Here is a 25,602-nt window from a genome sequence, read left to right on the forward strand (position 1 = left end):
TTTTAGATTTAATGATTTTAGATTCCCACTGCACAGCCCACGTTCTTTCTAATCCTAAAATCTTTTTTCATTTTCAATTTTCAATTCTCAATTTTCAATTGTTTGCTATCTGTCCAAGTCCGGTACCACGTAGTCCAGAGTTCCGCCGATGGCGATCAAGTCGGCAATCTTGTTGCCTTTTGTCAATTGATCGACGATGGACACGAGGGGCAGACAGGGGGAGCGGAATTTCATCCGGTAGGGATATTTGTCACCCCGGCTCTCGATGTATACTCCGAACTCGCCCCGGCTTGCTTCGACGCTCTTGAAATAGCGACCTTCCGGCAGTTTGATCAGCGGTTTGGTCTTCACGGCGTAGTCGCCCTCCGGGATGTTATCCACAAGTTGCTCAAGGATATGCAGGGATTCCATGATTTCCTCGATGCGCACGATATAACGGGAGAACGAATCTCCCTCGTGGTGGATGATCTCCTTGAAATCTACCTTGTCGTATACCCCGTAAGGCGTGTGCTTGCGGACATCGCATGACCACCCGGCGGCACGTCCGGTCGGTCCGGTAGCCCCGTAAGCGATGGCGTTTTCCCGGGTAAGGATACCCACGCCTTTCAGACGTTGTTGGGCGATCACGTTGCCCGTGAATACTTCGTGGTATTCCTTGATCATCGGGGGAAGGTACTTGATAAATTCTTTCACGCGACGTATCAAGTTCGGGTGAATATCCGCCATCACTCCGCCGATCACGTTGTAATTCTGGATTAAGCGTCCCCCGGTGGTTTCCTCCATGATGTCGAGAACCTTTTCGCGGTCACGGAAACCGTAGAAGAAAGCGGTCAACGCACCCATGTCCATACAGAGGGTAGACCAGAACAACAGGTGGGAAGAAAGACGGTTCAACTCGTCCATGATCGTGCGGATATATTTCACTCGCTCGGGTATCTCCAGTCCCATGGCTTCCTCGATACACATGCATAGCGCGTGGCGGTTCTGGTGTGCCGCGAGGTAATCCAGCCGGTCGGTCAACGCCAGCGTTTGCGGGTAAGTCAGGCTCTCGCACAATTTCTCGATGCCCCGGTGGATATAACCGCAGTTCACGTCCACTTTTTTCACGATCTCGCCTTCCAGCGATACGCGGAAACGGAGAACCCCGTGTGTGGCGGGATGCTGCGGTCCGATGTTCACCACGTACTCGTCTTCCTCGAAAAGAATATTTTCCTTTTCGCTCACTTCGCCCCCGTGCGAGTCTGCCTCGAACGTGGGCATAGTGTCAAATGTTTCCTCGCTATACAACCGTACCGGGTTTATTTCCGGGTTGGCGTCGTAGTCTTTGCGCAAGGGATAGCCCACCCAGTCGTTACGTAGGAACAAACGCCGCATATCGGGATGGTTGATAAACCGGATACCGAGGAAGTCGTACACTTCCCGTTCGTTCAAGTTTGCCGTTTCCCAGATATCCGCCACCGTGGGTAATTCCGGGTTTTCCCGGTCGGTAGTGAATGTTTTCAAGAAAATCTTGTGCTCGTGTTTCGTGGATTGCAATAAGCTGGTCACGCCTAGCGAATCGCCCCAGTCTACCCCCGTCATGCAGATCATGAAATCGAAAGCCAGCCCCTCGTCGTTCTTTAAACGTAGGGCTACTTCCCGGTAACGTGCCGCTTCTACCGTCAGGGTAGGAATGGCACCTTCCTCGATGATTGCTTCCGGGTATATATTTTTAATCAAATCAATCATAAATCAAGAAATCATAAATCGTAAGTTACTCCATCTCTTTCTTTTCCTTCCTGTTCTTTCCGCCCAAGAATTTCTCTACTTTTACTTTCCGTTGCAGTTGTATCATCCCGTACAGCAGTGCCTCCGGTCGGGGAGGGCATCCGGGGATGTACACGTCCACCGGGAGTATGGTATCCACGCCTTGCACCACGTGATAGGAATTGCGGAACGGACCGCCCGACACGGCACAGCCGCCCACGGCAATCACGTATTTCGGTTCTGCCATCTGGTCATAGAGGCGTTTCAACACGGGAGCCATCTTATGCACGATTGTTCCGGCAACCATGATAAAGTCGGCTTGCCGGGGACTGGCGCGCGTCACTTCAAACCCGAAGCGGGAGAAATCGTAACGTGCCGCACCCACTGCCATAAATTCAATACCGCAGCAGCTTGTCGCGAATGTAAGCGGCCATAGGGAATTCGAGCGTCCCCAATTAATAACTTCGTCGAGGCATCCCACCACCACGTTGGTGCCGGACGCGTGCAATTGTTCAAGATACTCGTTATCGTTGAACTCTTCATATTTCATGGATTTGATTTTTACTTCCATTCCAAAGCTCCTTTCTTCCACGCGTAAGCCAATCCCAAGATCAGGACCAGCATGAAAAACAATACATTCAGCAACCCGTCGATACCCGCGTCCTGTACGGTGACTGCCCACGGGTAGAGGAACACGGTTTCCACGTCGAACATCAGGAACAGGATGGCAAACAGGTAGTATCCCGCCTTGAATTGCATCCACGACTTCCCTCGCGTAGGCACGCCGCACTCGTAGGCTTCTCCCTTCTGCTTGTTGTAAGAGCGGGGGGATATGAGCCGGGCAATACCCAAGGCGGCAACTACCAGCACGATAGCCGTGATTAATACGACCACAAATAATGTAAGATTCATAATATAAAAAAAATTACAGATTACAAGTTATGGGTTACAAGTCGAAAAGTTACAAGTAATACCGCGAGTTGCAAACTTGTAACTTGCAGCCCGCGGAGCCGGAGGCTCCACTTGTACCTTGGTTAGCGTCAGCTAAACAATAATCTTTCTTAGGGCAAAGACGTAATATTTGGTTTTACCTAAAGTCGAATAGGGATGAAAATACCAGTTCCGCTTGGAATGTCCGGAATCGGTGATATGATCTTTATTAAATCTCTGTATGAAAAACAACACGAGATAGGTTTTCGTGTCCGGCGTGAAATGTGTACTTCCAAGAATGATTTCACACTCTTCCGTGAGAAACGCGATGAATGAAACGGGCGATGAGGTATCGTATATCTCATGCCTGCATGAGCCTCCCGTGCGGATCTCCTGTAAAGGCAATTCCTGCCCCGAAGCCGGTGTAACACTCAGTCCGGCAAACGTTAATAACAGGATTAATATACTACTCTTCAACACATTCTGCATACTATTTCTTAACTAAAGGCACGCGAATATAAGCTAATTTTAAATCAAGGTTGAATATCGCGTGATAAAGAATGTTAATCTTTCATTCTTCGACGAAACCTTTCAAATGTAAAAGATGGTTGTCGGGAACGGTGTTGCATGTCAACTCCACGCTTTTGTTGAACTGTCCGAGCGAGTTCGGGGTGAACGACACGGTTAGCGAGTCCGTTTGCCCCGGCGCTACCGGGCGTTTGTTCCATTTTACTTCGGCACACCCGCACGATGAAACGGCGTTCTTTATAATCAACGGATGTTCCCCCGTGTTACGAAACCGTACCACGGCACGTTTTATTTCCGCGTAGGGAAATGTCCCGAAATCCACGCTGTCTTTCAAGAATACCACGGTAGTTTTGGGTACATTCTTCCCGGTAAGCGATTCGCTGTTTCTCTGCCGGAGATAAATTCCTCCGGCGATCAGGATACTTGTTACGAGTGTAATAACTATACCTTTCTTTTTCATGGAAGTTTATTTTGCCTTCGGCAAGTTGCAGGTTGCAAGTTGCATTTGCCTTCGGCAGGTTACAAGTTATTTTTCTAGCGTTCATGACTGTATTCCAGCTCCTCCTCTGTTTATAGAGGAAACCAGCGATTAAGCGAGGGCAGAAAGAGAGCAAGCTCTCAGTTTGCCGAGCGGGAGCTGGTTCGAGACCGGCTTCCGGGCTCACTTGGCTGCGAAGCAGACGGAGGAGTTTTCGTCCGGGGTAAAGATAATGAATGTTTATAAACTTTCACGTTCCCTCGTGTTGTAATTCCCTCGTTTTTTACTAATTTTGTATCCACAAACAATCAATATATATGAGTGATACAATCCATCATGAATGCGGCATCGCACTGATTCGCTTATTGAAGCCGTTGGATTATTACCAGAAGAAATACGGCTCTTATCTTTACGGTTTAAATCGGTTATACATTTTAATGGAGAAACAACGCAACCGCGGACAAGACGGTGCGGGAGTTGTTGGAGTGAAGCTCGACATGGAGCCGGGCTACAAGTACATGGACCGCGCCCGGTCGTGTGACGCTAACCCCATACAAGAGGTGTTTGACAAGATACACGCTAATTTTCCTCCCGACCTCACGAGTGAAAAAGACGCGGATTGGGCGAAACAGAACTTGCCTTTCGTGTCGGAAGTTTACCTCGGGCATTTGCGTTATGCCACTTTCGGGAAGAATAATATAGACTATGTCCACCCGCTGAAACGGGCGAGCAACTGGCGGAGCCACAATCTGGCTCTGGCGGCAAACTTCAACTTGACGAACGTCGACGAGTTGTTCGACAGCCTAATCCGGGCGGGACAACACCCGCGGAACTATTCCGACACGGTGACTTTGCTCGAGAAGGTGGGCTATTTCCTCGACGACGAGATACAGGACCTTTACCATTATTTCAAGGAAAAAGGGTTTTCCAAGCAGGAGATTACCCCGTTGATCGAGCAGGCAATCGACCTGCCCGGCGTGTTGGCACGGAGCAGTGCCGATTGGGACGGGGGATATGCCGTGGCGGGCGTACTCGGTCATGGCGATGCTTTCGTGGCTCGTGACCCGTGGGGGATTCGTCCGGCGTATTATTACAAGGACGACGAGGTGGTAGTGGTCGCCTCGGAAGGTTCGGTGATACAGACAGCCTTCCAAGGGATGAACATGAACATACAGGAGATCAAACCGGGATATGCTTTGATTATCAAGAAAGACGGTACTGTTACCGAAGAACTCGTGCGCGAGCCGAAAAAGCGGAGTAGCTGTTCTTTCGAACGTATTTATTTCTCCCGCGGGAATGACAGGAATATCTATCAAGAGCGTAAGAAATTGGGAGAGTTACTGACGCCGCAATTGATTCGTGCGGTGGATGGTGATCTTGATAACACGGTGTTTTCTTTTATCCCCAACACGGCGGAAACATCTTTCTACGGCATGGTGAAGGGGATACAGCAATACATGGTGGAGGAGAAGAAGCGCCAGATACGCGAGGGCAAAGCCTCGTGGTGCGAGGAGACGCTGGATGCCATCATTTGCCGGGAACCCCGTATTGAAAAGATCGTGATTAAGGATGCCAAGCTGCGTACCTTTATCACTTCCGATTCCGGGCGCGACGGTCTGGTAGGACACGTTTACGATGTTACCTACGGGGCGGTCAGTGAAAACGACAACCTCGTGGTGATTGACGATTCCATCGTGCGCGGAACCACGCTCCGGCGGAGTATCCTGCGTATCCTCGATCAACTGGGACCTCGGCGCATCGTGGTGGTTTCTTCCGCCCCGCAAATCCGTTATCCCGACTGCTACGGTATCGACATGACGCGCATGAACGAGTTTATAGCTTTCAATGCCGCTATCGAGCTTATCCGCGAGCGGGGAATGGAGAATCTGATCGACGAGGTGTACAAGGATTGTAAGGCGCAGCAAGGATTACCCAAGGAAGAGATCGTGAACCACGTGAAACGAATATACGCACCCTTTACCGACGAGGAAATTTCCGACAAGATCGCACAAATGGTACGTGACGAACGCTTGCACGCTGAGGTGAAAGTGGTATTCCAGACCGTTGAGAACCTGCACCTTGCTTGTCCTAACGACACGGGCGACTGGTATTTCACGGGCAATTACCCCACTCCCGGCGGAAACAAGGTGGTCAATACCGCCTTTATTAACTGGGTGGAGGGACGTGACGAGAGATCTTATTAATTTCTTGATTTAGGTCTAAATAAGAAGAGAAGGCGAGTAGGTAGGAATCTTAAATAAAATCTAAAGTAGATTGGGAAAGAGTCGGGATATTGGCGAAGGTTGGTATTCCGGCTCTCTCGCTTTGATGTTTCTTTCATTTTGAGTTCTAAACTCTATTTTACCTGCTGATTTTCGGTTCTTCAGTTATTGGTACGGCACGACTGCTACTGCGTACGGTGATTTTCGGACCCGGGATGAGAGGACTGTAATCAAGCACGTGTCTTATCCGGGCACGTTGGTCAGACGTGAAGCGGTCACGATACCCAACATAGTAATCCATGATGTTGGTGGACGTAAATCGAACGCCTTCTCTGCTGACACGTTGTTCCCATAACACTTTATACATTTTTTCGTATTCCGTGCGGTCGTAATCGGGAGTATCTTCACAGTAATCTGTCAATTGACCATTATCACCGCCGGAGAACACATGAAATAACCCTAGGTAGTGTCCTAATTCATGGGCTATCGTGAGAGGTCCGATTGGCTGCCAACTTTCCGGGCCGATATCCTTCTCGGATATAGTCATATTATTTATCATTATGGCTTGCACTGAATTAGTGGGTAAGCTAGTGTAATACGCGTCATGCCTGCTTAAACCGGGCAGAGGTTTGCCTTGCGGGGTGTACGGGAGCACGGATATACCTGTTACGTTCTTTTCCGTGAAAGTACAAATAATGATGTTGATGTAGTTATTGGGGTTCCAAATTAGTTCCGTTCCGTTGTGTTTATTATTCAAGTAATCTTCAATATTATAAGTAATTAATGATTGTTGTACACGATGTATGCCCGGTTCAGTCATGGGGTTACCCTCCGGGTCGGTAGTGGCAAGGGTAAACTCTAAGTTCAAGTTTTGGCTTTTCCCGTTGTCGTTCCGGTAGAATGCATTCACATAGTTCATATATTTTCGGATAGAATCACCGGGAATGTTCTGTTTGCTATCGGAAGCATTCGTGTATAAGACATGGAAGATGACAGGAAGTTCAAAGTAATGTTCCCCGTTTTGGGTGATATTAAGATTGATTTTATGATCTGAGTTTGCTAGGGTAATCGTGCCGGAGCGCTGATCGGTACTGGTGTTGACTTTAGCGGAAAGCACGAGTGTGTCACCTTCCGGACTGCTGATTTTACTTGGATCGCACCATGACGTTGAATTGGAAATAACCCAATCCGAACTGCTTCGTATACCAATGCGAATGGTCTGCTTTTCGCTGCTAAACTGGATATCGTTTCCGGTTGACAATTCTATTCCCTCGAATTTGTCTTTCGAGCAAGCGGCGAGGACGACGAGAAAGAGTGTCCAGTATATTAGTTTTTTCATATTATCTTTTCATGTAACGATCCATTTCCCGTTTGGCGTCTTTTTGTTTGAGGGTTTCCCGTTTGTCGTATTCTTTCTTTCCGCGGGCGAGGGCGATGCGTAGTTTGGCGATGCCTTTCTCGTTGAGGAAGAGGCGGAAGGGGACGATGGTGAGTCCCGATTCTTTGGTCTTGCGTTCGAGTTTCACGAGTTCCTTGTGCTGCAACAGAAGTTTGCGGTCACGGCGCTCGATGTGGTTGTAGTAGGTGCCCAGTTTGTATTCGGCGACGTACATGCCCTTAACCCACAATTCCCCGTTGTGGAAGTAGCAATAGGCGTCGACGAGGCTGGCTTTGCCGGCACGGATAGATTTGATTTCCGTTCCCGTCAGCACGATGCCGGCGGTGTATTCCTCCAGAAATTCGTAGTCGAAGGAGGCTCTTTTGTTTTTTATATTGATGTCGTTCTGCATACTTTTATATATTAAGCGTGATGGTGGGAACACGGAATATGATTACCAGTAACCGTTGTATGATCATCGGCGAAACGATGAGCAACAGTCCCACGATAACAAGGGTACTTTTGCGAAGTTGTACGTTGAGTCCGCCCATTTGGTTTATGCCGACGTATAACGTGCGGAGGCAAAGCAGGCTAAGCAAGCCTGTCAACTGTCCGAGAAAACCTTCGGGCATTCCTTGCGAGAGGCAATGAAAAACGATGAAGATACCCGAACAGTAGACTGAAAGACGAATGGCTACCTCGTTGGCTTCCGTGATTTTGTCCGTGAGATACTCGCGGCTTACCCGATATGTGGCGTAAGCACCTCCAACGGAGGCGACCAAAGTAATGGCAGCTATGGCGAAAGCGTAGAAAGGCGGGGTGTGCAGCAGTTGCAGGAGGAACGTGCAGACGGAACCCGCTACCGCCAAGGGGATAAGGTAACCCCGGAAAACATCCGTGCCATTCATGTTTTCCCGTTTCACCGCCCGCCACTCCGTTTCCGGGTGGAACAGCATTTCCCGTGTTCTGGCGTATATACCTCTGATATCCGATCTTTTTATCATATCGCGAAAGTACGAATTAATTTTAGATTTTAGATTCTATCGATTCGGTGATTTAGTGATTTCGGATTCGGTGATTGGGAATTAATAAATCGTGATAATATTGTAACATATTTTTCTTTAATTTCGTTAGTGTTAAACGTGAGTAAGTTTAGCGGAAAGCGATTGCGGCGGGAGATAATGACGAATTTTAATCTTTAAAATGATGTATATGGAAACGTTGTACGCGGCATTACCGATTATTATTTTGATTATTCTGATGGGAGTGATGAAAGTTTCCGGTGATAAAAGTAGTGTGATAACGCTGTTTATCACGGCATTTTTGGCATTGTTCGCTTTTAATTTATCGGTGCCGGACACGATTAATTCTTTTCTTTACGGGATGCTGAAAGCGTTGATTCCTATTTTGTTTATTATACTGATGGCGATATACAGTTATAACGTGCTGTTGCAAACGAAGAAGATAGAGGTGTTGAAGCAACAGTTTTCTGCTATATCGGTGGACAAAAGCGTGCAGGTGTTGCTGATCACGTGGGGATTCGGGGGATTGCTGGAAGGTATGGCGGGTTTCGGGACGGCGGTGGCTATCCCGGCGGCGATATTGATCAGCCTCGGGTTCAAGCCGATGTTCTCGGCGGTGGTCAGTTTGATAGCCAACAGTGTTCCGACGGCATTCGGGGCGGTGGGAGTTCCGGTAATCGTGCTGGCACAGGAAACGGGGTTGCCCGTGATCCCGTTGAGTACGGCGGTGGTATTGCAGTTGTCGGTGTTGATGTTGCTGGTGCCTTTCGTGATCACGTTTTTAGCCGATCCCCGGTTGAAGGCGTTGCCGAAAAACCTGTTATTGAGTTTGTCGGTGGGAGTGGTGTCGTTGGTGGCACAGTATCTTGCCGCTCACTATATCGGGGCGGAAACACCCGCTATTATCGGTAGTATTGCCGCCATTATCGTGATTATTCTGCTTGGGAAATTGATTGACAGGGGGAAGGAGAAACCCGCGGGGATGATTTATTCCGGCGGAGAGATTGCACGGGCATGGATGGTGTACGTGTTGATCATGGCACTTGTACTGGTTACGAGCCCGCTGTTTCCCGTTATCCGGGAGGCATTGCAGTCTGTATTGGTTTCCACGGTGCATATTACGATACGCGGAGAGGTGAAAGTGTACACGATACAGTGGTTGATACAAGGTGGCGTGTTGCTTTTTATCGGTTCCTTTGTCGGCGGGTTGATTCAAGGCGGAAAGGCGGGAGCTTTGCTCGTGCTGTTGTGGCGGTCGGTTGTGCAGTTACGCAAGACGATCGTGACGGTAATCTGTCTGGTGGGATTCTCTTCCATCATGGAAACGTCGGGGATGATCAACCAGTTGGCGGTGGCTCTTGCTGCCGCGACGGGTGCGCTCTACCCGTTGTTTGCACCCATGATCGGGGCATTGGGAACCTTCTTGACGGGTAGTGATACATCGGCAAACATCCTGTTCGGTAAATTGCAGGCCGGGGTTGCCGCGCACACGGGAGTCGATCCCACGTGGTTGTCGGCGGCGAACACGGCGGGAGCCACGGGAGGAAAGATTATTTCCCCGCAAAGTATCGCTATCGCCACGTCCGCCTGCGACCAGCAGGGACAGGAGGGAAGCATATTGAAAGCGGCCATTCCTTACGCGCTGGCTTATGTTATTATTGCCGGGGTGGTAGTGTATCTTTTTGCATGATGGGAAAGCCGGCAAGTTGTAACTTGCCGAAGGCAAATGAAACTTGTAACTAATATTATATATTATGAAGATTGGATTATTTATTCCCTGTTACATCAACGCGATCTATCCCGGCGTGGGGGTAGCGTCGTATAAATTATTGAAGTCGCTGGGGTTAGATGTTGATTACCCGTTGGATCAGACGTGCTGCGGGCAACCCATGGCGAATGGCGGATTCCAGAAGGATTCCGCGAAGTTGGCGGGGCGAATGGAACAGTTGTTCGAGAAATATGACTACGTGGTGGGTCCCTCGGCAAGTTGCGTGGTTTTCGTGAAAGAGCATTACCCGACACTGTTGCACAAGGAGGAACACGCTTGTATCAGCAGTAGGATATACGAGATATGCGAGTTCCTGCACGACGTGGTGAAAGTGGATAAGCTGGATACCCGTTTCCCGCACAAGGTGAGTATTCATAACAGTTGCCACGGGGAGAGGTTGCTGCATCTTTCGTCACCGAGCGAGTTGGTGATACCTCGCTACTCGAAGCTGAGGGATTTGTTGTCACTGGTAAAGGACGTGGAGGTGTTCGAGCCGAAACGTGTGGATGAATGTTGCGGTTTCGGGGGAATGTTTGCCGTGGAAGAAGCGGCTACTTCCGTTTGCATGGGACAGGACAAGGTACGTGATCATATATCCACCGGGGCGGAATACATCACGGGTGCCGACAGTTCGTGCCTGATGCACATGGAGGGGATTATCCGCCGGGAGAAGTTGCCGATAAAGACGATACACGTGGTGGAGATTTTAGGTAACGGTTTGTAAAGTTTATAAAGTTCATAAGGTTTATAAAGTCTGTTGGCCCCTGCGGGGCGCTTTGCTCACGGCAGCTTGTGCTGCCGATAAACTTAGTCCGAAGGACACCCGTAACCTTATGAACTTTACGAACCTTATAAACTTTATAAACTAATTTGTAAATAACGTAAATCTAAATATTATGAGTTCACACGCTAAAGCAGCCAAGAAGTTTATCGCGGACAAGGAGAGGACGGCATGGCACGATCAGGCGCTCTACTTCGTGCGGGAGAAAAGGGACAAAATGGCGAACGATGTACCCGAATGGGAGGCGTTGCGGGAAATGGCGAGTCAGATGAAACGCCACACGATCAGTAATCTGGGGTATTATCTCGATATGTTCGAGAGAAACGCCACTGCGAACGGTATACACGTGCATTGGGCGAAGGATGCCGAGGAGCACAACCGTATCGTGTACGGGATTATTCAGAAACACGGGGGAAAGAATCTGGTGAAGAGTAAGTCCATGTTATCGGAAGAATGTGGATTGACGCCTTACTTGAAGGCTCGGGGAGTGGATGCCGTGGAGTCGGATTTGGGCGAACGGATCATGCAGTTGATGGGAACGCCGCCCAGTCATATCGTGCTGCCCGCCATTCACGTGAAGCGGGAGGAAGTGGGGAAGGTGTTCGAGAAAGAGTTGCACACGGAACCGGGGAACAGTGATCCGACTTACCTGACGCATGCCGCACGTGCCGCCTTGCGGGAGAAATTCCTGCACGCGGATATCGCCATGACGGGAGTTAATTTTGCCGTGGCTTCATCGGGGGCTTTCGTGGTATGCACGAACGAGGGGAATGCCGATATGGGCACTTCGTTCCCGAAGGTACATATCGCTATCATGGGGTTGGAGAAGGTGATTCCGGATTATAAGGCGTTGGCGCTGTATACCCGTTTGTTGGCCCGCTCCGCCACGGGGCAGCCGTCGACGACATACACCTCGCATTACAAGAAGCCCGTCGAGGGACAGGAGATGCATATCGTGATCGTGGATAACGGGCGTACCGATATACTGGCTTGCACGGAACACGTGAATATGCTGAAATGTATCCGTTGCGGGTCGTGTATCAATACTTGTCCGGTGTACCGTCGCACAGGCGGTTATTCTTACTCCTATTTTATTCCCGGCCCTATCGGGATTAATTTAGGAATGTTGAAATCACCGGAGAAGTACTCGGGTAACGTGTCGGCATGTTCACTTTGTTATTCCTGCTCGAACGTGTGTCCCGTGAAGATAGATCTGGCGGAACAGATCTACAAGTGGCGTCAGAATCTGGCACCGTTGCATCTTGCCGCCGCGTCGAAAAAGTTTATGGAGAAAGGCATGAAATTCGTGATGGAGCGTCCCGGTCTTTTCTATCCGGCAATAAAAGCAGGACGGATAGCCGAAAAGATGCCTCGTTTCGTGCTGTACAACAACCTCGACGCGTGGGGTATCGGACGGGAATTACCACAATTCACGAAAGAAACGTTTAACGAGATGTGGAAGAAAGGGAAGATTAAATGATTTTAGATTTTAAATTGTAAATTTTAAATTGAATAATTGGAGTTTACAAGTATTCCTGTATTGTCAGTTAATAGTTTTAATCTAAAATCTAAAATTTAAAATCTAAAATTAAGTTATGGGTAGTAAAGATGAAATATTTGCAAGGATAAAAGCTCACGGGATTGACCGCGTGGAACGCCCGGAGATGACGTTTACGCCGTTAGTTTATTCCGATCCGCTGGTGCAATTTGAAAAGATATTGAAAGCGGTGGGTGCGAATTACGTGTTGCTTGATAAGGGGCAGGACGTGAACGAGGTAATCCGGAAGGCTTACCCGGATGCCAAGTCGATAGCTTCGAATTTGCCGGAGATTACTTGTGCGACGGTGAATCCGGATATGTTGGATGATCCGAGAGAGTTGAACGGTACGGATGTAGGGGTTGTGCGAGGAGAGTTCGGGGTGTTGGAAAACGGGATGGTGTGGATAAAGCGACAGACTCGTTACAAGGCATTGCTTTTTATCGCGGAGGCGTTGGTGGTGATACTGGATCGCACTCGTCTCGTGAATAATATGCACGAGGCGTATACCCAACCGGATTTCGATGATTACGAATACGGTAGTTTTATCGCCGGACCTTCAAAGACTGCCGATATCGAGCAAGCGCTGGTTATCGGGGCTCACGGGGCAAGAGGAGTGACGGTGATTCTGGAGTAAAGGTTTATAAACCGTCCTCTCCCTTATCGGCTGCCTTCGAGAAAAAGCGATAGGCGGCGAAAGATACTATCAAGGGGAAAAGGTAAATAATTCCCGGGGAGAAAAGGGCAAAATACCAAGGAGCTCCCCATTCCGGGGTATCCGCGAACTGGAGGGCTTTGTAGCCGACGTGGACGATACCGACGCATAGGAATAGAATAGCGGCTATGCCGAATAACTTTCTGTTTTTGAGTGCTTTCGTTTTTTCCATAAATTTGTTATTTTGCCTTTGGCAAGTTACAAGTTGCATTCGCTTTCCGTGGGTTACAAGTTCATGATTAACCTGCAACTTGCCGGAGGTAAATGCAACTTGCAACCTGTAACTATTTATTATATAAATGTTTAATGCCAACCCGGTGTCCCGCTACGGCGAAGTAGAGGATAAACAGGTAGCACGGTAATACCATCCAGTAAGCACCTTGGAAGCCCATGCAGGTGGTGAGTGAGCCGTATAGCATCGGAAGCAAGGCTCCCCCAGCGATAGCCATGATAAGCAGAGCCGATCCGGTTTTCGTGTGACGTCCCAAGCCGAAGATGGCGAGCGGGAAGATTGCCGGCCACATCAGCGAGTTAGCAAGGCTTAACAAGGTCAAACACCAGATAGACACGTTAGCCGGAAGAACGGCGGTGCATATCCCGAGGAGCACGCCGAGGACGGCACAGTAGGCTAAAGCCCGTTCTTGGGTGATGTATTTCGGGATGGCGATGATACCGATAATGTAACCGACGATCATGGCAATCATGCCGAAGGTCGGGAATACCCGGGCGGCTTCCATGTTCATGTTTAATGATTTAGCGTACCCGATAACCGTGTCGATGGCGATAACCTCAACTCCCACGTAAAGGAACAAGGTGACGATACCGATCCACAAGTGCGGGAAGCTGAATATACTTGATTTACCCCCGTGTTGGATACTGCCTTCTTCTTCTTCCGGGTCTTCGATCTGGGGAAGCGGAGAGAAACGCACGAACAGCGCCAGCACGACGAGCGACACCATAATCACGACGTAGGGTATGATGGATTTCGATGCCAGAAGGTCGAGTTCTGCCGCTTTTTGGATAGGATCCATAGTCTTTAAACTTGCTTCCAATGCATCGATGTTTTTCAACATGATAGACCCGAGGATAAGTGGGCTGATGGCTCCTGCCACCTTGTTGCAAATACCCATGATGCTCACCCGTTGGGCGGCACTTTCCGGGGCTCCCAATTCAATCACGTAGGGGTTGGATGCGGTTTGCAGCACGGACAATCCCGTACCCATGATAAAAAGTCCCAGCAGGAACAGACCGTAGGTGCGAGTCATTGCCGCGGGTATAAACAGTAATGCCCCGACTGCCATCACGAGCAACCCGAGCATCATGCCGTTTTTGTAGCCTGTCTTGCGCAATACCCATGACGAGGGTAGTGCCATGACAAAGTAGGCAATGTAGAAAGCGAAGGTCACGAGGTAGCTTTGCCACTCGTGTTGCAGTTCGCAAGCGATTTTAAGATAAGGGATTAGGGTAGCGTTCAACCACGTGACGAACCCGAAGATAAAGAAGAGGATTCCAATAATGATAATCCCCATGCTGTAAGAATTTTTCTTTTGTTCCATCATCATCTAATTAATAATATACATAAACACGTAAACACATAAGAGTCCTACAAAGTTATTAATTTTTGATAATGATGGATGAAATTGTAGAAAATTATTGCCCGGAGAGGGGATAATAATAAAACGAGGCTGCCGAAACAACCTCGTTTACAATCTAATAAAGAAAATAGAGATGTTAGTTAGTGTGTTTTTGCTAATTCCGCTTCCAGTTCGTCACTGCTGTGCCCCGAGAAAATGATTTTCCCGTCGGGGTCAATAAACAAGAAGGTCGGTATAGACTTGAGATTATAGTATTTGCCGACTTCTTTGCTCAAAGCACGGGTAGCGAGGAACTGGGACCAAGGCAACTTTTCTTCTCCCATGGCCTTTTGCCACTCTTTTTCCTCTTTGTCCAGCGATACGCTGATAAAATTGACTTTTTCCCCGTGCAGCTTGTACATCTCTCGTAAGTGAGGGAAACTTGCCCGGCACGGTCCGCACCACGATGCCCAGAAGTCAATCAACGTGTATTGTCCCGCCTTCAATTGGGCGAGGAGAGATAGCGTGTCGCCTTTCGGGGTTATCACTTTTCCTTCCTGTAACGGTTTGCCTTGGGCGAATGCGCTCGCTTCTTTCAGGTACTGACGGAAATTTTTAAGCCCCGGGCAAGTATCCCGGTAGGAAGCGAAGAGTTGTTCTAGTTCATCAAGATAACCTTGGTCGTAAGTAAAAGGTTCTTTTTTCAATTCCTCGACTAACACCAGATTCACGGCGAGGTTCGAGTGGCCCGCTATAAATTCCCGGTTTTGTCGAGCCAGTTCTGCTTGTGCCGCTACTATTCTTTTGGCGTCTTCCGGTTGTTTGTTCTCTTGGAATCTAAACGTTCGGAGAAGATGTCGGGCGGGGATAGTTTGTTGCTGGTAGGCATAATAAATATCCTGTGCCGGGGAACCCGTTAGCGTGTAGTTTTTCTCTTTACGAATATCGTATTTCCAGAAAGAGTGAGGCAGACTGTCCACGTGAGGCGTGGTGAATGTCAATTTCCCGTTCTCCACGAAGAAATTGATATCCGCGTAAATAATTTTGTTTTCTTCTTTTATGTTTTTCCGGTCACAGATGTCTTGGTTATTCAAGCGTAGTTCGCAGAGAGTGGGTTGTTCCAGTTTTCCCCGGAATTCGAATCGCTCGTTGACGATAAATCCTTTAAGACGTTCTTTGTTTTCCCCGGGGATAACCAATTCTATTTCCGTGCTGTCCATTGCCCCGGGAATGGTACCGCGAAGCACGAAATGATCCATGGGTTTCATGTCACAGGCGCTTATGGCGCTTGCCAGTAATAGGAATGATAGGTATCTTTTTTTCATGTTCATCTTATTTTTTATCAGATTGTTTTTCCTTGTTCAAGCGTTTTTTGTACCCGTCGAATATCCACTCCGAGTGGCGTTTGTTCTCGTCATCGGGTAACCCGGGAAGTACTTTTTCCCCTAGGGCGATAAGGCGAGCGTAATCTTCTTTTTCCAATCTATCCCCAAAGCACGACAATATGATGTCATAAGTGGTGAGGTCGTTGCTTGATAAGTTTTCAGCCTTTTTTTCCATGTGGGCAATAACTTGTCGCGTGAGTTTTTTGCCGAGTTTCCCGTAGTTAGCGGGATAAGGTTCTTGGGTTTTCCACAAGATGGTACGGAATCCGAAAGCGTACATTTTCAATTCTTCGGCATTCGCGTGTGGTATTTTTGCTTTCACGATGGCGGCAACCTTTTTGATATCCCGTTGGCTGACGGGCTCTGCCAAGGCTAACATTTTTTCCAGACTTTCTTGTCCCTTGATACGGAAGCCCTTGATTTGTGCTTTCACTTTCTCCACGGGGGCGGCGTCTTCTTTGGCGTACCCGGCGATGTAATCCTGTAATATCTTAGCATGGTGATAGAACAAGAATTTCTCCACGATTTCTTCGCCCGTGTTCTTTCGGATGGCATCGAGGTTCGCCAGCAGGAAGTCGAACATGGGAGAACCGATCACGCAACTTTCGTCCTCGTAAATCGACCAGTATGCTTTCTCGGTCTTTTCCTTGTCCGTGAGGCGTTGCAATAACTCCTTGTACACCTTAGCGGCTTTCTCGTCGCTGGCAGCATCCGATAAGGCATTTTTATATGCCAAAAGTTCGGCATTGCTCATCTTGCCTTTCTCGTATTCTTGCTGCATGTACAGTAGCGAGGTCTTCTCGTTCAAGCCTTTTTCCACTCTATCGATAAAAGTTTCCAGCTTGTCGCCCCCGACCAATTTGTGTTGTATCGTGCCATCGGGACGGATGATAACGAAAGTGGGGTAGGCGTGCACGTCGAATTTTTTAGCCAGTTCCACGCCTTCACCTTTTTCCATGTCATATTTCACGCACACGAAACGGGGATTGAAGTAATCTCCCGCCTCTTTTCGCGGGAACACGTTATTCGCCATGTTCTTGCATGGTCCGCACCACTCGGTGTAGCAGTCCATGAACACGAGTTTATTCTCTTTTTTCGCTGCCTCTAGGGCTTCAGTGAAAGTTAAATCACGGAAGTTCACGCCTTCCTGCGCGAACACCGTGATTTGCACAAACAAGATAGCGATAAACAAATAGATTTTTTTCATACAGGTAATTTTTACAATACGAATTTATTATTGATTATTTTCCAGTAATTGGCGTACGGTTAATTGCAGGGCGTCCGCATCGTGACTACTGAACACGACCCTTCCTGCCGGGTCAAGAAGCACGAGCCGGGGTATGCTGGTGACATTGTAGTGCTTGAATATGTCGTTGTAGCTTTTTTCACCCGAGTAAGTCAATTGCGTCCATGGCATATTCTCCTCTTTTAAAGCCTTTTCCCAGTCTGCTTTTTTGCTATCCATCGAGATGCTAATCACGTTCAATTGCTCCCGACTATATTGCTCGTGCAGCTTTTTCACGGAAGGGATAGCTGACCGGCATGGTCCGCACCACGAAGCCCAAAAGTCGATTAGCGTGTAACTCCCCGGTCGCACGTGGTTGGATAATTGTTCCTTTTCGCCTTTCGTGTTTTCCATTTCCAAGTCGGCGTAGCGTATTCCCTTGTATCGTTTCATTGCCAGTTCCATTTTTTTCCGGAAACGGGGGCTGCGTACCGAGTCTTCGACCTGCTCTGCCATGCGGGTTAGTTCTTCCAGTTCTTCCCGGGTGCGGGAGAACTCTTGCTTTATCATTGTTTCGGCGATATAGAGTGACACGGGGGACGTCGGGTGCTGACGGATGAAATTCATGCGGGCGTTATCCACGATGTTTTCTTTCTCTATTTTTTGCGGGTAAAATTCAGCGTAGATTTTGTCATATAACTCTTTCGGGTACTCGTACTTGTGGTAAAAGTTTAACTTGGAAAGTGTGTCGTTGGCTTGAAAGGCGTCCAACTCTAACGGTAGTAACTCTTCCCTGTAACTGTTGAATTCCTTTTGCAGTGCGCTACCCGTCACTGCGCCGACACGTTCGCTTGCGAAAGGCATAAGCGTACTTACATAACCTATACTGTCGAAATGGGGAACATCGAGAGTCAAACACGAGTTGTCAAGAAAAAACCAAGTCTTTTGATTTTTTACATCACGTTTCTCGGTCACGAGCGGGCGGTTTGAAACTGTTAATTCACAAAAAATAGGTGAAGCGACTTGCCCGTGTAGTTCGAAACGTCCGTTGCGAACAGTGTCTGTTGCCAGCAGTATGGCATCCTCTCCTTCAATATTTCTGAGCGTGACGGTCATTCCGTCCTTTAGCCCGGGAAAGTTACCCCGGATGGAATATTTCTCTTCATGAGAAGTGCAGGCGGCACTCAATAAAAGTGCCCCGATAAAAATGTATAAAAATTTCATTGCGAGTGTTTTTGAATTTATATCATTATGAAATCAAACGTGTTTATTCACGTTTGATTTCATTTTATTTCTAGTAGCGGTTTAGTCTTGTGCATCACGCACGTAACGTACACTCATGTATTTCGAGAAATTGCCTTCGTAATTCGTGTCATAGCTTTTTGTAGCGTTTCGTTCGATTTGCGAGGTGGTACAAGATACTTTTCGGAAATACACGGTTGGGGCAAGAGTCATGTCATTTTCGGATACCGCTTCCGTGGCAGTCCAGAAATAACCGTGTTCTCTCAAGTGTCGGTGACGTACATCCGCGGGACGACCGTACACTAAAGCGAAGCCTCCCAATCGTAGCAACATCCCGCTACCTGTTGCGTCTTGTTGGAGCAATGCGCCTTCAACGCTTCCGCGCATTCCGGTTGCTTCAGCCTCCGATTCGGACATACCCATGGCTTGTTCCAGTTTTTTCCAATCGTCATCGGTAGGTAGATGCCAGCCTTCGGGGAGTAATTCTGCATTCTTCAACGCTTCTTCGTAAGTGTACATGTTGCCGTAATTATCCCAATCCATGGCGGCCTGTTCTCTATCGGTATCGACCACATACACGAGGTCTCCCCAATCGTCAACTCTTTTTTGTTCGTAATAGCGTTCTCCCGCCTTGAAATTGCTGGTCATCCAATCCAGTCCCGCGTAACGAACCCACCCGTATTCGTTACCTTCATTGTCTTTAACGGTTCCTTCCGCTTCCGGTTTTATCTCGGGCAGGCGATTATTGTCATCGTCGTTACATCCGATACATACCGAGAGTATCACGACTAATATATATCCAAATATCTTTTTCATATGCTGTTTATTTATTTAAAAAACAAATCCCATGTCACTAATTATTTTTTTAATTAAGCTGTATTTCGTGCGAACGATAGGATAGTCTTTATACTCCTCCATAAATTCTTCCTCCGGAGTATTGAAAATAGCTTTAACGTAAGTATCTCTATCGTCTGAGGCGTAACTGGGAAACCATCCTCTCGTGCTGACTGAAATGAATCCACACTCGTTGGCAATTTGTTTACAGTACGCGTAATACTCATTGTAAGCTTGTACAGCCTCGTTTTGAAGGTATTCTTCTTCATTTATTTCTCCTGCTTCGTAAGCATCCTTTGCATCATCATAATCATCTTTATAATTGTCATAAAAATCATCATAATAATCATAAAAATCCTCGTAGAAATCAACGTAATCATACCAATAGTATTCATCGCTGAATGCGTTGAATTCATCAAAAATAGCTTTGTCTAATTTTCCCATTTTATTCGTGACGATGGATTGGAAGATTATCGTGCAATAGTCACTATATGCTTGTTCGTCCTCCGTGTCAAGAACCGGTTTCATATTCAGAGCCAGACAACGTTCACCCTCGTAATAATCAATAGTTCTCCATTTTTTCCCGTACCAATCGGAGAGATTATCCACTAACAGGAATGAATAGGGCCGGACCGATTTGCCCAAGTGCGGAAGTATGTAATCTTCAACAAACTTGATGGCTTCCTCTTTTGTCGTTTGTGTATTTATATACTCGAATTGGAAGTCTTTTCCATCATCACTTCTAAGAGAGTAACCTAAATCTATTGTTTCCGTGTACCAGTAAGGCGTGCCGTCCGCGTAAGTGCCCCGTTGTTCGTGTCGAAGAGTATCATTGAAAAGCACGTGAACCCCGTGGTCTTCATAGAATTTGCGTCTTATCACTGATTCTGGGTCTGTCGCGTTTTCCGACACGGAGAAATAATCATCGCGTTCGCCAGTCGGCTCTAGTGAATCTTCCTTGCTGCATGCTCCTAAAAGCAAACTAAAAATAATAAGGTAAAATATTTTGTCCATCTTGTATTCCATTAATAGTTAATAGTTTCGTATGGTTCTCGGTCCGGGCGTTCGTTTTTGCCCAGCGTGTTCTGGAATTCGATTACTTCTCGCGGAAGAGCCAACGTGTAAGCCTTGTCGTCTTTCTCCAGTCGATAGTAACGAGCTTGGGAAATCACTTGGGAGTATGTATCCGGGTCCATTTTGAAATCATAATAGATGTGTGTGTACTCTTTGGACCAACGATATTTGTCGCATACCGTGTAGCGGCGTAAGTCATACCAGCGATGACCTTCCAGACAAAGTTCGCGTTGACGTTCCAGTCGTATGGAATCGACAAGCGCGTTTCCCGTGGCGTTAAGGGCAGGAGGAGTTTTGTATCGTTTGCTGTGTAGTAATTGGAGTTTCTCGCGTGCGGTATCCTCGTCATTGTCCAACGCGGCGGCTTCTGCCAGATTTAAATATGCCTCGGTTGTGCGGAACAAGTAGTTATCTGAGATAGGACATTTGGATGCCGCATGTTCTTTCATATCCCACCGTACTTTCTGGAAGATGAAATAATCTCCCTCTTTTTTGATGTAGTGTTTCTTTCTCAAATCATTGTCATTAAAAGCGTTGCACAACTCCTCCGAGATGTAGAACGGGCGCTCGTTGTCGTAGTGCCGGCGACCTTCGTATCCCATGATGCCGGTTGATAATTGGTGTCCTCCCATGGAAAACAGAATTTCGGGCAACGAGGCATTCAGGAAATTGCCATTTTCGTCGGCAAAACCGTTCAAATCGGTTAGGGCATCGTTGCGGTCAAGCACAAGTTGGGCGTATTTCCGGGTATTCGGGTAGTCCTGCATGTAAAGATAAACCCGGCTCATCAGCAAATAGGTAGCCGTTAAATCGGCATGATAAATGGATACTCGTTCCGTTTGTTTCAAGCAGGCTTCTGCTTTTTCCAAATCATCGATGATTTGAGCGTACACCTCGGATAACGTCCCCAAGTGATAATCCTTATCTTCAATATAAGAGGTTAATTTTAACGGGATACCCGGGGTTGAAGCCGCTTTGGATGGTTCGTAAGGAGCGGCGTAGAGATTGGCAAGGGTGAAATAATACAAGGCGCGTAGGAAATACGCTTCGCCTTCGATTCTGATTTTGTCGAGTTCTTCACTTTTATTGCGTGCGGTTACACCATCCAGTTCGTCCAGTATCATGTTGGTCGTGTTGATGTATTTGTAGCTCTTTTTCCAACATCTGTCTTCTGAGCTGATACTTGTTCCCTTGGGATTCATACCCACTTGGCGTTGCCAAGTGAAATAACCGAACAATGCCTCCGGGTCAGCAACCTCCAAACGGTTCTCGTTGATAGGTCCTTGTTGCAGTTCGTCCGACATGAAATGGATGAATAGGTTGTAAGGTTGTAGGGCGGAAGAATTATATTCTTCGTAAAATCCCACGGGAAGATAGGCATCTCCCAATAGCAACTCGTTCAAATCGTCGACGGTTTCAACCTTTGCCAAATCTTGAGAATACTCTTCAAGAAAGCTGGAACAAGCCGTTAGGGTGAATAGGAGGAATACTATAAATATATTTTTCATAGCAGGTTGTTTTAAAATGAAACGTTCAAACTAAACGAATAAGTAGGGCGGTCGGACAAGGACACTTCCGTGAATCCTTGTGTAGGGGTTTGCCCTTTTAACTTTTTGGAGCAAATCGTGAATAAATTGGTGCCTGATAACGAAATGGCAAGTCTGCTTAATCTTAATTTGGGCAGAATGCGTTCACCAAACTCGTACGTGAAACTCAAATTGGAGCATTTCAAGTAGTTACCGCTAACGACACGTGCATCCGAATAGTCGTACATATCCCATAAGTTGTCGGCAAATGTTTGAATATTGTAGAAGTTGACACCTGACCAATGTTCGTTGTAATCGAAATAATATCCACTATTTTGAGCTATAATGGCCGGAATATTCGTGTGTTTTTCATCGCCGGGATTTTTCCAACGGTTCAATAATTCACGATGAAGATTGCTTTCCGGTGCGATTGTAAGGTCTTTATTATAGCGGAACGTTCTAAATAGCCGGACTTTTGACCCCAAGCTGTAGGCAAACATCCCGTTCATGCGCAAGTTCTTGTAGCGTAAAGTCGTGCTTAGGCTTCCGGACATATACGGTTCGCGGCGTCCGGAAGCAGTTAATACTTTTTTGAAAGTATCGTACTTGCTTAATCCGTCCAGTTCGTATTGGCGGTCTTCATAGTCATCGAACATCGGTCCGCCGTTAACGGGGCTAAGTCCGATAAACTTGTACGAGTAGAAAGTATTTACGGCTTTGTTTTTCACGACCACGGTCCCGTCGAGGAAATCTTGGTAATCATAGGTTTGTGAATCCGGGTCGCTTTTCACTTTGTTGAAATCTTTCGAGAACGAGGTCGACAGCAACCAGTTCCAAGTTTTGCTCTTGATAGGGTTGAAGGTAACATCGATGCCGTATCCTTTATTTTCAATGTCGCCACCGTTGATGCTATAAGAATCCAATCCGTTTATGGTAGCGATTTTCTTGGTCATGAAGGCATCTTTTGTCCGTTTGTAGTAATATTCCGCCTCGATTTGGATGCGGTTGTCTAGAGCGGCAACCGTAAGACCGAGATTGAGCGATTGCGTTTTTTCCCATTTGAGGTTCGGGTTAGGCACTTGGTTCACCGATGCGGTCATCTCCTTGTAATAAGGATCGAAAGGATTTTTTTGCATCAATAGCACCGGTGAAACATCCGAAAGCATATTCCCTTGGTACCCGTACGACATTTTAAAACTCAGGTAGTTGAGCCACACCCGTTTGAAGAAATCGTGTTCCGTGAGATTGTAATTCCCGGATGCCGACCAAATGGGAAGGAATTTGTCATTACTATTATCTCCGAATCGGTTTGACCCGTCGGTACGTCCGTTCACGTTTATGGTAAAATAATTCCGGTAACTGTAAGAAATACTCAAATAGCCCGAAACAATGTTGGACAGGTCATCTTTAATCGAGGGGGTATTATTGGCAGCCCAAGCTGCATAGGCAGGGTAATCTTCCGCGTTGATGTTGTTCACGAACATTTTTCCCCGTTCGGGATAATATCCCCTGTGAACAGACGAGAAACCGTTATAACGCGTGGAACTCATCTCGAAACCGCCGCTGGCATTGATGTTATGTTGCTCGTCTGCTCCCCAGTATTTATTGGCATTCACCTGCAAACGTGCCGTGTAAGAGTTTTGCCGGGTTTCGTTGTGCTTTAATTCGCCCCCGAAAGGAAGTGTACCTTCGCTCCATGGAGTTTCCCCGTAATTAGCTCTACGAATAGTGGCGACATGCCATGTGTGTTCACCCCAGTAGCCTTCTATTTCCGTGTTGGAATTCGTGTAAGAGAGAATGGCTTGTGCGTTCAGCCAGTCGGTAAAACGGAATTGCAGGTTGGTATTGACCGTGATTCCGGAGGCGTTTTGTTTGGAGTAACTGTTTTCGAGTTCGTTCAATATATTGTAATTCCAATATGAGTTACTCGTGCTTTCATATTTTTCATAGTACGCGTATTCTCCCTCTTCGTCATAGGCGGGGATTGCACGACTGGAATTGTAAGCGTAATCCATTGGGGCAATTTCATCCTGATTATATTTTTTCTTGCTGATATTTCCTTGTAACTGAACGGAAGCGGTGAACCATTGACTGAATGTAGTTTCAAGATTCAGGGATGCCGTGTAACGTTGGTTATAATTTCCCTTGATGACGTCATTGTCACGGGTGAACCCGATGGACGAGTAATAACGGGTTTTCTCCGAACCGCCCGACATGCTTAACGTGTGTTGGTGCGAGAACGTGTCTTCGGTCAACAGGTCGAACCAATCTGTGTTCACCGTTTCCAAGCGTGCCACTTTTTCGGCAAACTGTTTGTCCGTAATTTTTCCTTGATAGAGTTCTGATAATAATCCCTCGTATCCGACCATGTTAGCATTATAATCGTATTTATAATGTTGCTCGTGAAGTTCCCGAGACACTTGGATTCTTTCCCGGGAGTTCATCAAGTCTATTTTGCGGTCGGAATAACGCGGACGCTGACGGAAAGTAGCTGTCATGTTATAGTTGATAACCGGTTTCCCGATATGACCTTTTTTAGTCGTAACCACGATGACTCCATTGGCAGCTTTTGCCCCGTACAAAGCGGTTGCAGCCGCGTCTTTCAATATATCCAAACGCTCGATGTCCTGCGGGTTTAGTCCTGCGATGGCATTACCGATGCGGTTGATATAGTCCGGGTCATTCAATTCTTCTGCTTGGATTGGCACGGGGTCTTGCACGATGATTCCGTCCACTACCCATAATGGTTCACGATTACCCACCAAAGTCGATGTACCACGGATACGAATTTTTGGAACGACACCCACTTCACCCGAGTTGGTCATCAAAATCATTCCCGGTACCCGACCTTCCAGCATTTGGTCAATGGATGTTGCGGAAGCAATCATGATATTGTCAACGTTTAATGTTTTGACGGCACTCGTGTTTTTTCTCCGGTCCACCCGTTGGTAACCCGTCACCACTACTTCCTCCATCTCTTGCGTGTCTTCTTCCAGTACCACCTTTAACAACTCTTCCCCCTTGTACCGAATCGTTTGCGTCTTCATCCCGATGAAGGACACGAGCAACTCGATATTGCTCGTGTCTTTCGGTTGCACGAGCTCGAACCGTCCCTCGGCGTTGGTCGACACCCCGAGTGTTGTCCCTTTTATCATAACCGTCACGCCCGGTAGCGGTTCTTTATTCTTATCCGTGACGATACCTTTGATTTTTCGTATCTCTTCTTGCTTTTGGATGATAGCCTTGCGGATCACGATAACGTTCTCGTGAATACTGTATTCCAACCCGCTGCCATTCAGGCATACGTCCAGAATAGACCGTATATCGGCGTCCTTCATGTGAACGGATAGGTTCCCGAGGTGACCGACTTCTTCCACGTTGTAAACAAACGTGTATTCACTCTGTTGTTTAATCGTTTGCATCACGTCACGGATACTCCCGTTCTCGACCTCTACCGTCAGGAGAGCCTCTTGCGCGAGGACTCCCGCCGATAGATTCATGCAAAACAACAACATTAACAATGCGTTTAGCTTCATAATTAGCAACAATTTTTTTAATTTTTCATGCACGGGGGCATGAATAAAACAATCATTTTTCATACTTTTGTTTTATAGGTTTATAATTACACTCGCTTTGA

The 25,602-nt window shown here is 47.3% G+C and carries 22 protein-coding genes; 5 read left to right on the top strand and 17 right to left on the bottom strand.

Going from position 1 to position 25,602, the window contains the following annotated elements:
• Positions 1 to 105 precede the first annotated feature (105 nt).
• From ACK8P8_RS05590 to ACK8P8_RS05610, 5 genes are all read right to left on the bottom strand, one after another.
• Entirely contained in the window at positions 106 to 1,728 is a 1,623-nt protein-coding gene (locus ACK8P8_RS05590) for an NADH-quinone oxidoreductase subunit D-related protein (RefSeq protein WP_227215191.1), read from the bottom strand.
• Between the two features lie 25 nt (positions 1,729 to 1,753).
• Entirely contained in the window at positions 1,754 to 2,317 is a 564-nt protein-coding gene (locus ACK8P8_RS05595; RefSeq protein WP_227215193.1) for an NADH-quinone oxidoreductase subunit B, read from the bottom strand.
• Complete coding sequence (locus ACK8P8_RS05600; RefSeq protein WP_099292008.1) at positions 2,308 to 2,658, bottom strand: NADH-quinone oxidoreductase subunit A; 351 nt, start codon at positions 2,656 to 2,658, stop codon at positions 2,308 to 2,310. Before ACK8P8_RS05600 ends, ACK8P8_RS05595 begins: the two co-directional genes overlap by 10 nt.
• A gap of 132 nt (positions 2,659 to 2,790) precedes the next feature.
• A complete protein-coding gene (locus tag ACK8P8_RS05605; protein WP_227215195.1) occupies positions 2,791 to 3,165 on the bottom strand; it encodes a hypothetical protein in 375 nt (124 codons plus the stop codon).
• 82 nt (positions 3,166 to 3,247) lie between these two features.
• Positions 3,248 to 3,664, bottom strand: a complete 417-nt coding sequence (locus ACK8P8_RS05610; RefSeq protein ID WP_227215197.1) for a DUF1573 domain-containing protein — start codon at positions 3,662 to 3,664, stop codon at positions 3,248 to 3,250.
• Between the two features lie 335 nt (positions 3,665 to 3,999).
• On the opposite strand from ACK8P8_RS05610, the gene ACK8P8_RS05615 reads away from it, so the two are divergent.
• Positions 4,000 to 5,886, top strand: a complete 1,887-nt coding sequence (locus ACK8P8_RS05615; protein ID WP_186975044.1) for an amidophosphoribosyltransferase — start codon at positions 4,000 to 4,002, stop codon at positions 5,884 to 5,886.
• A 157-nt stretch (positions 5,887 to 6,043) separates the two neighbouring features.
• Here ACK8P8_RS05615 and ACK8P8_RS05620 read toward each other — a convergent pair whose 3' ends face one another.
• Genes ACK8P8_RS05620 through ACK8P8_RS05630 form a run of 3 tightly spaced genes read right to left on the bottom strand, consistent with a single transcriptional unit; the run spans position 6,044 to position 8,286 of the window.
• Positions 6,044 to 7,243 (bottom strand): zinc-dependent metalloproteinase lipoprotein, encoded by a 1,200-nt coding sequence (locus ACK8P8_RS05620; RefSeq protein ID WP_369860929.1) that lies wholly within the window; start codon positions 7,241 to 7,243, stop codon positions 6,044 to 6,046.
• A 1-nt stretch (position 7,244) separates the two neighbouring features.
• Positions 7,245 to 7,694, bottom strand: a complete 450-nt coding sequence (gene smpB / locus ACK8P8_RS05625; RefSeq protein ID WP_186975046.1) for an SsrA-binding protein SmpB — start codon at positions 7,692 to 7,694, stop codon at positions 7,245 to 7,247.
• Positions 7,695 to 7,698: 4 nt separating this feature from the next.
• Positions 7,699 to 8,286, bottom strand: a complete 588-nt coding sequence (locus ACK8P8_RS05630; protein ID WP_099292014.1) for a YIP1 family protein — start codon at positions 8,284 to 8,286, stop codon at positions 7,699 to 7,701.
• A gap of 208 nt (positions 8,287 to 8,494) precedes the next feature.
• On the opposite strand from ACK8P8_RS05630, the gene ACK8P8_RS05635 reads away from it, so the two are divergent.
• From ACK8P8_RS05635 to ACK8P8_RS05650, 4 genes are all read left to right on the top strand, one after another.
• Complete coding sequence (locus ACK8P8_RS05635; protein WP_227215201.1) at positions 8,495 to 9,994, top strand: L-lactate permease; 1,500 nt, start codon at positions 8,495 to 8,497, stop codon at positions 9,992 to 9,994.
• A 64-nt stretch (positions 9,995 to 10,058) separates the two neighbouring features.
• Positions 10,059 to 10,796 carry a (Fe-S)-binding protein gene (locus tag ACK8P8_RS05640; RefSeq protein ID WP_186975049.1) on the top strand — a complete coding sequence of 246 codons (738 nt, stop codon included), beginning with the start codon at positions 10,059 to 10,061 and terminating at the stop codon, positions 10,794 to 10,796.
• Between the two features lie 169 nt (positions 10,797 to 10,965).
• On the top strand, positions 10,966 to 12,333 hold the full coding sequence (locus ACK8P8_RS05645; RefSeq protein ID WP_099292016.1) for a lactate utilization protein B: 1,368 nt from the start codon (positions 10,966 to 10,968) through the stop codon (positions 12,331 to 12,333).
• 115 nt (positions 12,334 to 12,448) lie between these two features.
• On the top strand, positions 12,449 to 13,027 hold the full coding sequence (locus ACK8P8_RS05650) for a LutC/YkgG family protein (RefSeq protein WP_369860930.1): 579 nt from the start codon (positions 12,449 to 12,451) through the stop codon (positions 13,025 to 13,027).
• Positions 13,028 to 13,031: 4 nt separating this feature from the next.
• Here the strand turns inward: ACK8P8_RS05650 and ACK8P8_RS05655 are convergent, their stop codons facing one another.
• From ACK8P8_RS05655 to ACK8P8_RS05695, 9 genes are all read right to left on the bottom strand, one after another.
• On the bottom strand, positions 13,032 to 13,277 hold the full coding sequence (locus ACK8P8_RS05655; RefSeq protein ID WP_099292018.1) for a hypothetical protein: 246 nt from the start codon (positions 13,275 to 13,277) through the stop codon (positions 13,032 to 13,034).
• A 112-nt stretch (positions 13,278 to 13,389) separates the two neighbouring features.
• Complete coding sequence (locus tag ACK8P8_RS05660; RefSeq protein ID WP_369860931.1) at positions 13,390 to 14,667, bottom strand: sugar MFS transporter; 1,278 nt, start codon at positions 14,665 to 14,667, stop codon at positions 13,390 to 13,392.
• 173 nt (positions 14,668 to 14,840) lie between these two features.
• Positions 14,841 to 16,004 carry a thioredoxin-like domain-containing protein gene (locus ACK8P8_RS05665; protein WP_369860933.1) on the bottom strand — a complete coding sequence of 388 codons (1,164 nt, stop codon included), beginning with the start codon at positions 16,002 to 16,004 and terminating at the stop codon, positions 14,841 to 14,843.
• Positions 16,005 to 16,011: 7 nt separating this feature from the next.
• Positions 16,012 to 17,271, bottom strand: a complete 1,260-nt coding sequence (locus ACK8P8_RS05670; RefSeq protein ID WP_369860934.1) for a thioredoxin family protein — start codon at positions 17,269 to 17,271, stop codon at positions 16,012 to 16,014.
• Between the two features lie 27 nt (positions 17,272 to 17,298).
• Entirely contained in the window at positions 17,299 to 18,513 is a 1,215-nt protein-coding gene (locus tag ACK8P8_RS05675; protein WP_369860935.1) for a thioredoxin-like domain-containing protein, read from the bottom strand.
• An 81-nt stretch (positions 18,514 to 18,594) separates the two neighbouring features.
• On the bottom strand, positions 18,595 to 19,347 hold the full coding sequence (locus ACK8P8_RS05680; RefSeq protein WP_369860936.1) for a fibrobacter succinogenes major paralogous domain-containing protein: 753 nt from the start codon (positions 19,345 to 19,347) through the stop codon (positions 18,595 to 18,597).
• Between the two features lie 15 nt (positions 19,348 to 19,362).
• Positions 19,363 to 20,379 carry a hypothetical protein gene (locus ACK8P8_RS05685; RefSeq protein WP_369860937.1) on the bottom strand — a complete coding sequence of 339 codons (1,017 nt, stop codon included), beginning with the start codon at positions 20,377 to 20,379 and terminating at the stop codon, positions 19,363 to 19,365.
• 11 nt (positions 20,380 to 20,390) lie between these two features.
• Complete coding sequence (locus ACK8P8_RS05690; protein ID WP_369860938.1) at positions 20,391 to 21,947, bottom strand: RagB/SusD family nutrient uptake outer membrane protein; 1,557 nt, start codon at positions 21,945 to 21,947, stop codon at positions 20,391 to 20,393.
• Positions 21,948 to 21,958: 11 nt separating this feature from the next.
• Positions 21,959 to 25,501 carry a SusC/RagA family TonB-linked outer membrane protein gene (locus tag ACK8P8_RS05695; RefSeq protein ID WP_410025611.1) on the bottom strand — a complete coding sequence of 1,181 codons (3,543 nt, stop codon included), beginning with the start codon at positions 25,499 to 25,501 and terminating at the stop codon, positions 21,959 to 21,961.
• Positions 25,502 to 25,602 lie beyond the last annotated feature (101 nt).

Source organism: Butyricimonas muris (genome assembly GCF_046365375.1).
Classification (GTDB): Bacteria; Bacteroidota; Bacteroidia; order Bacteroidales; family Marinifilaceae; genus Butyricimonas; species Butyricimonas muris.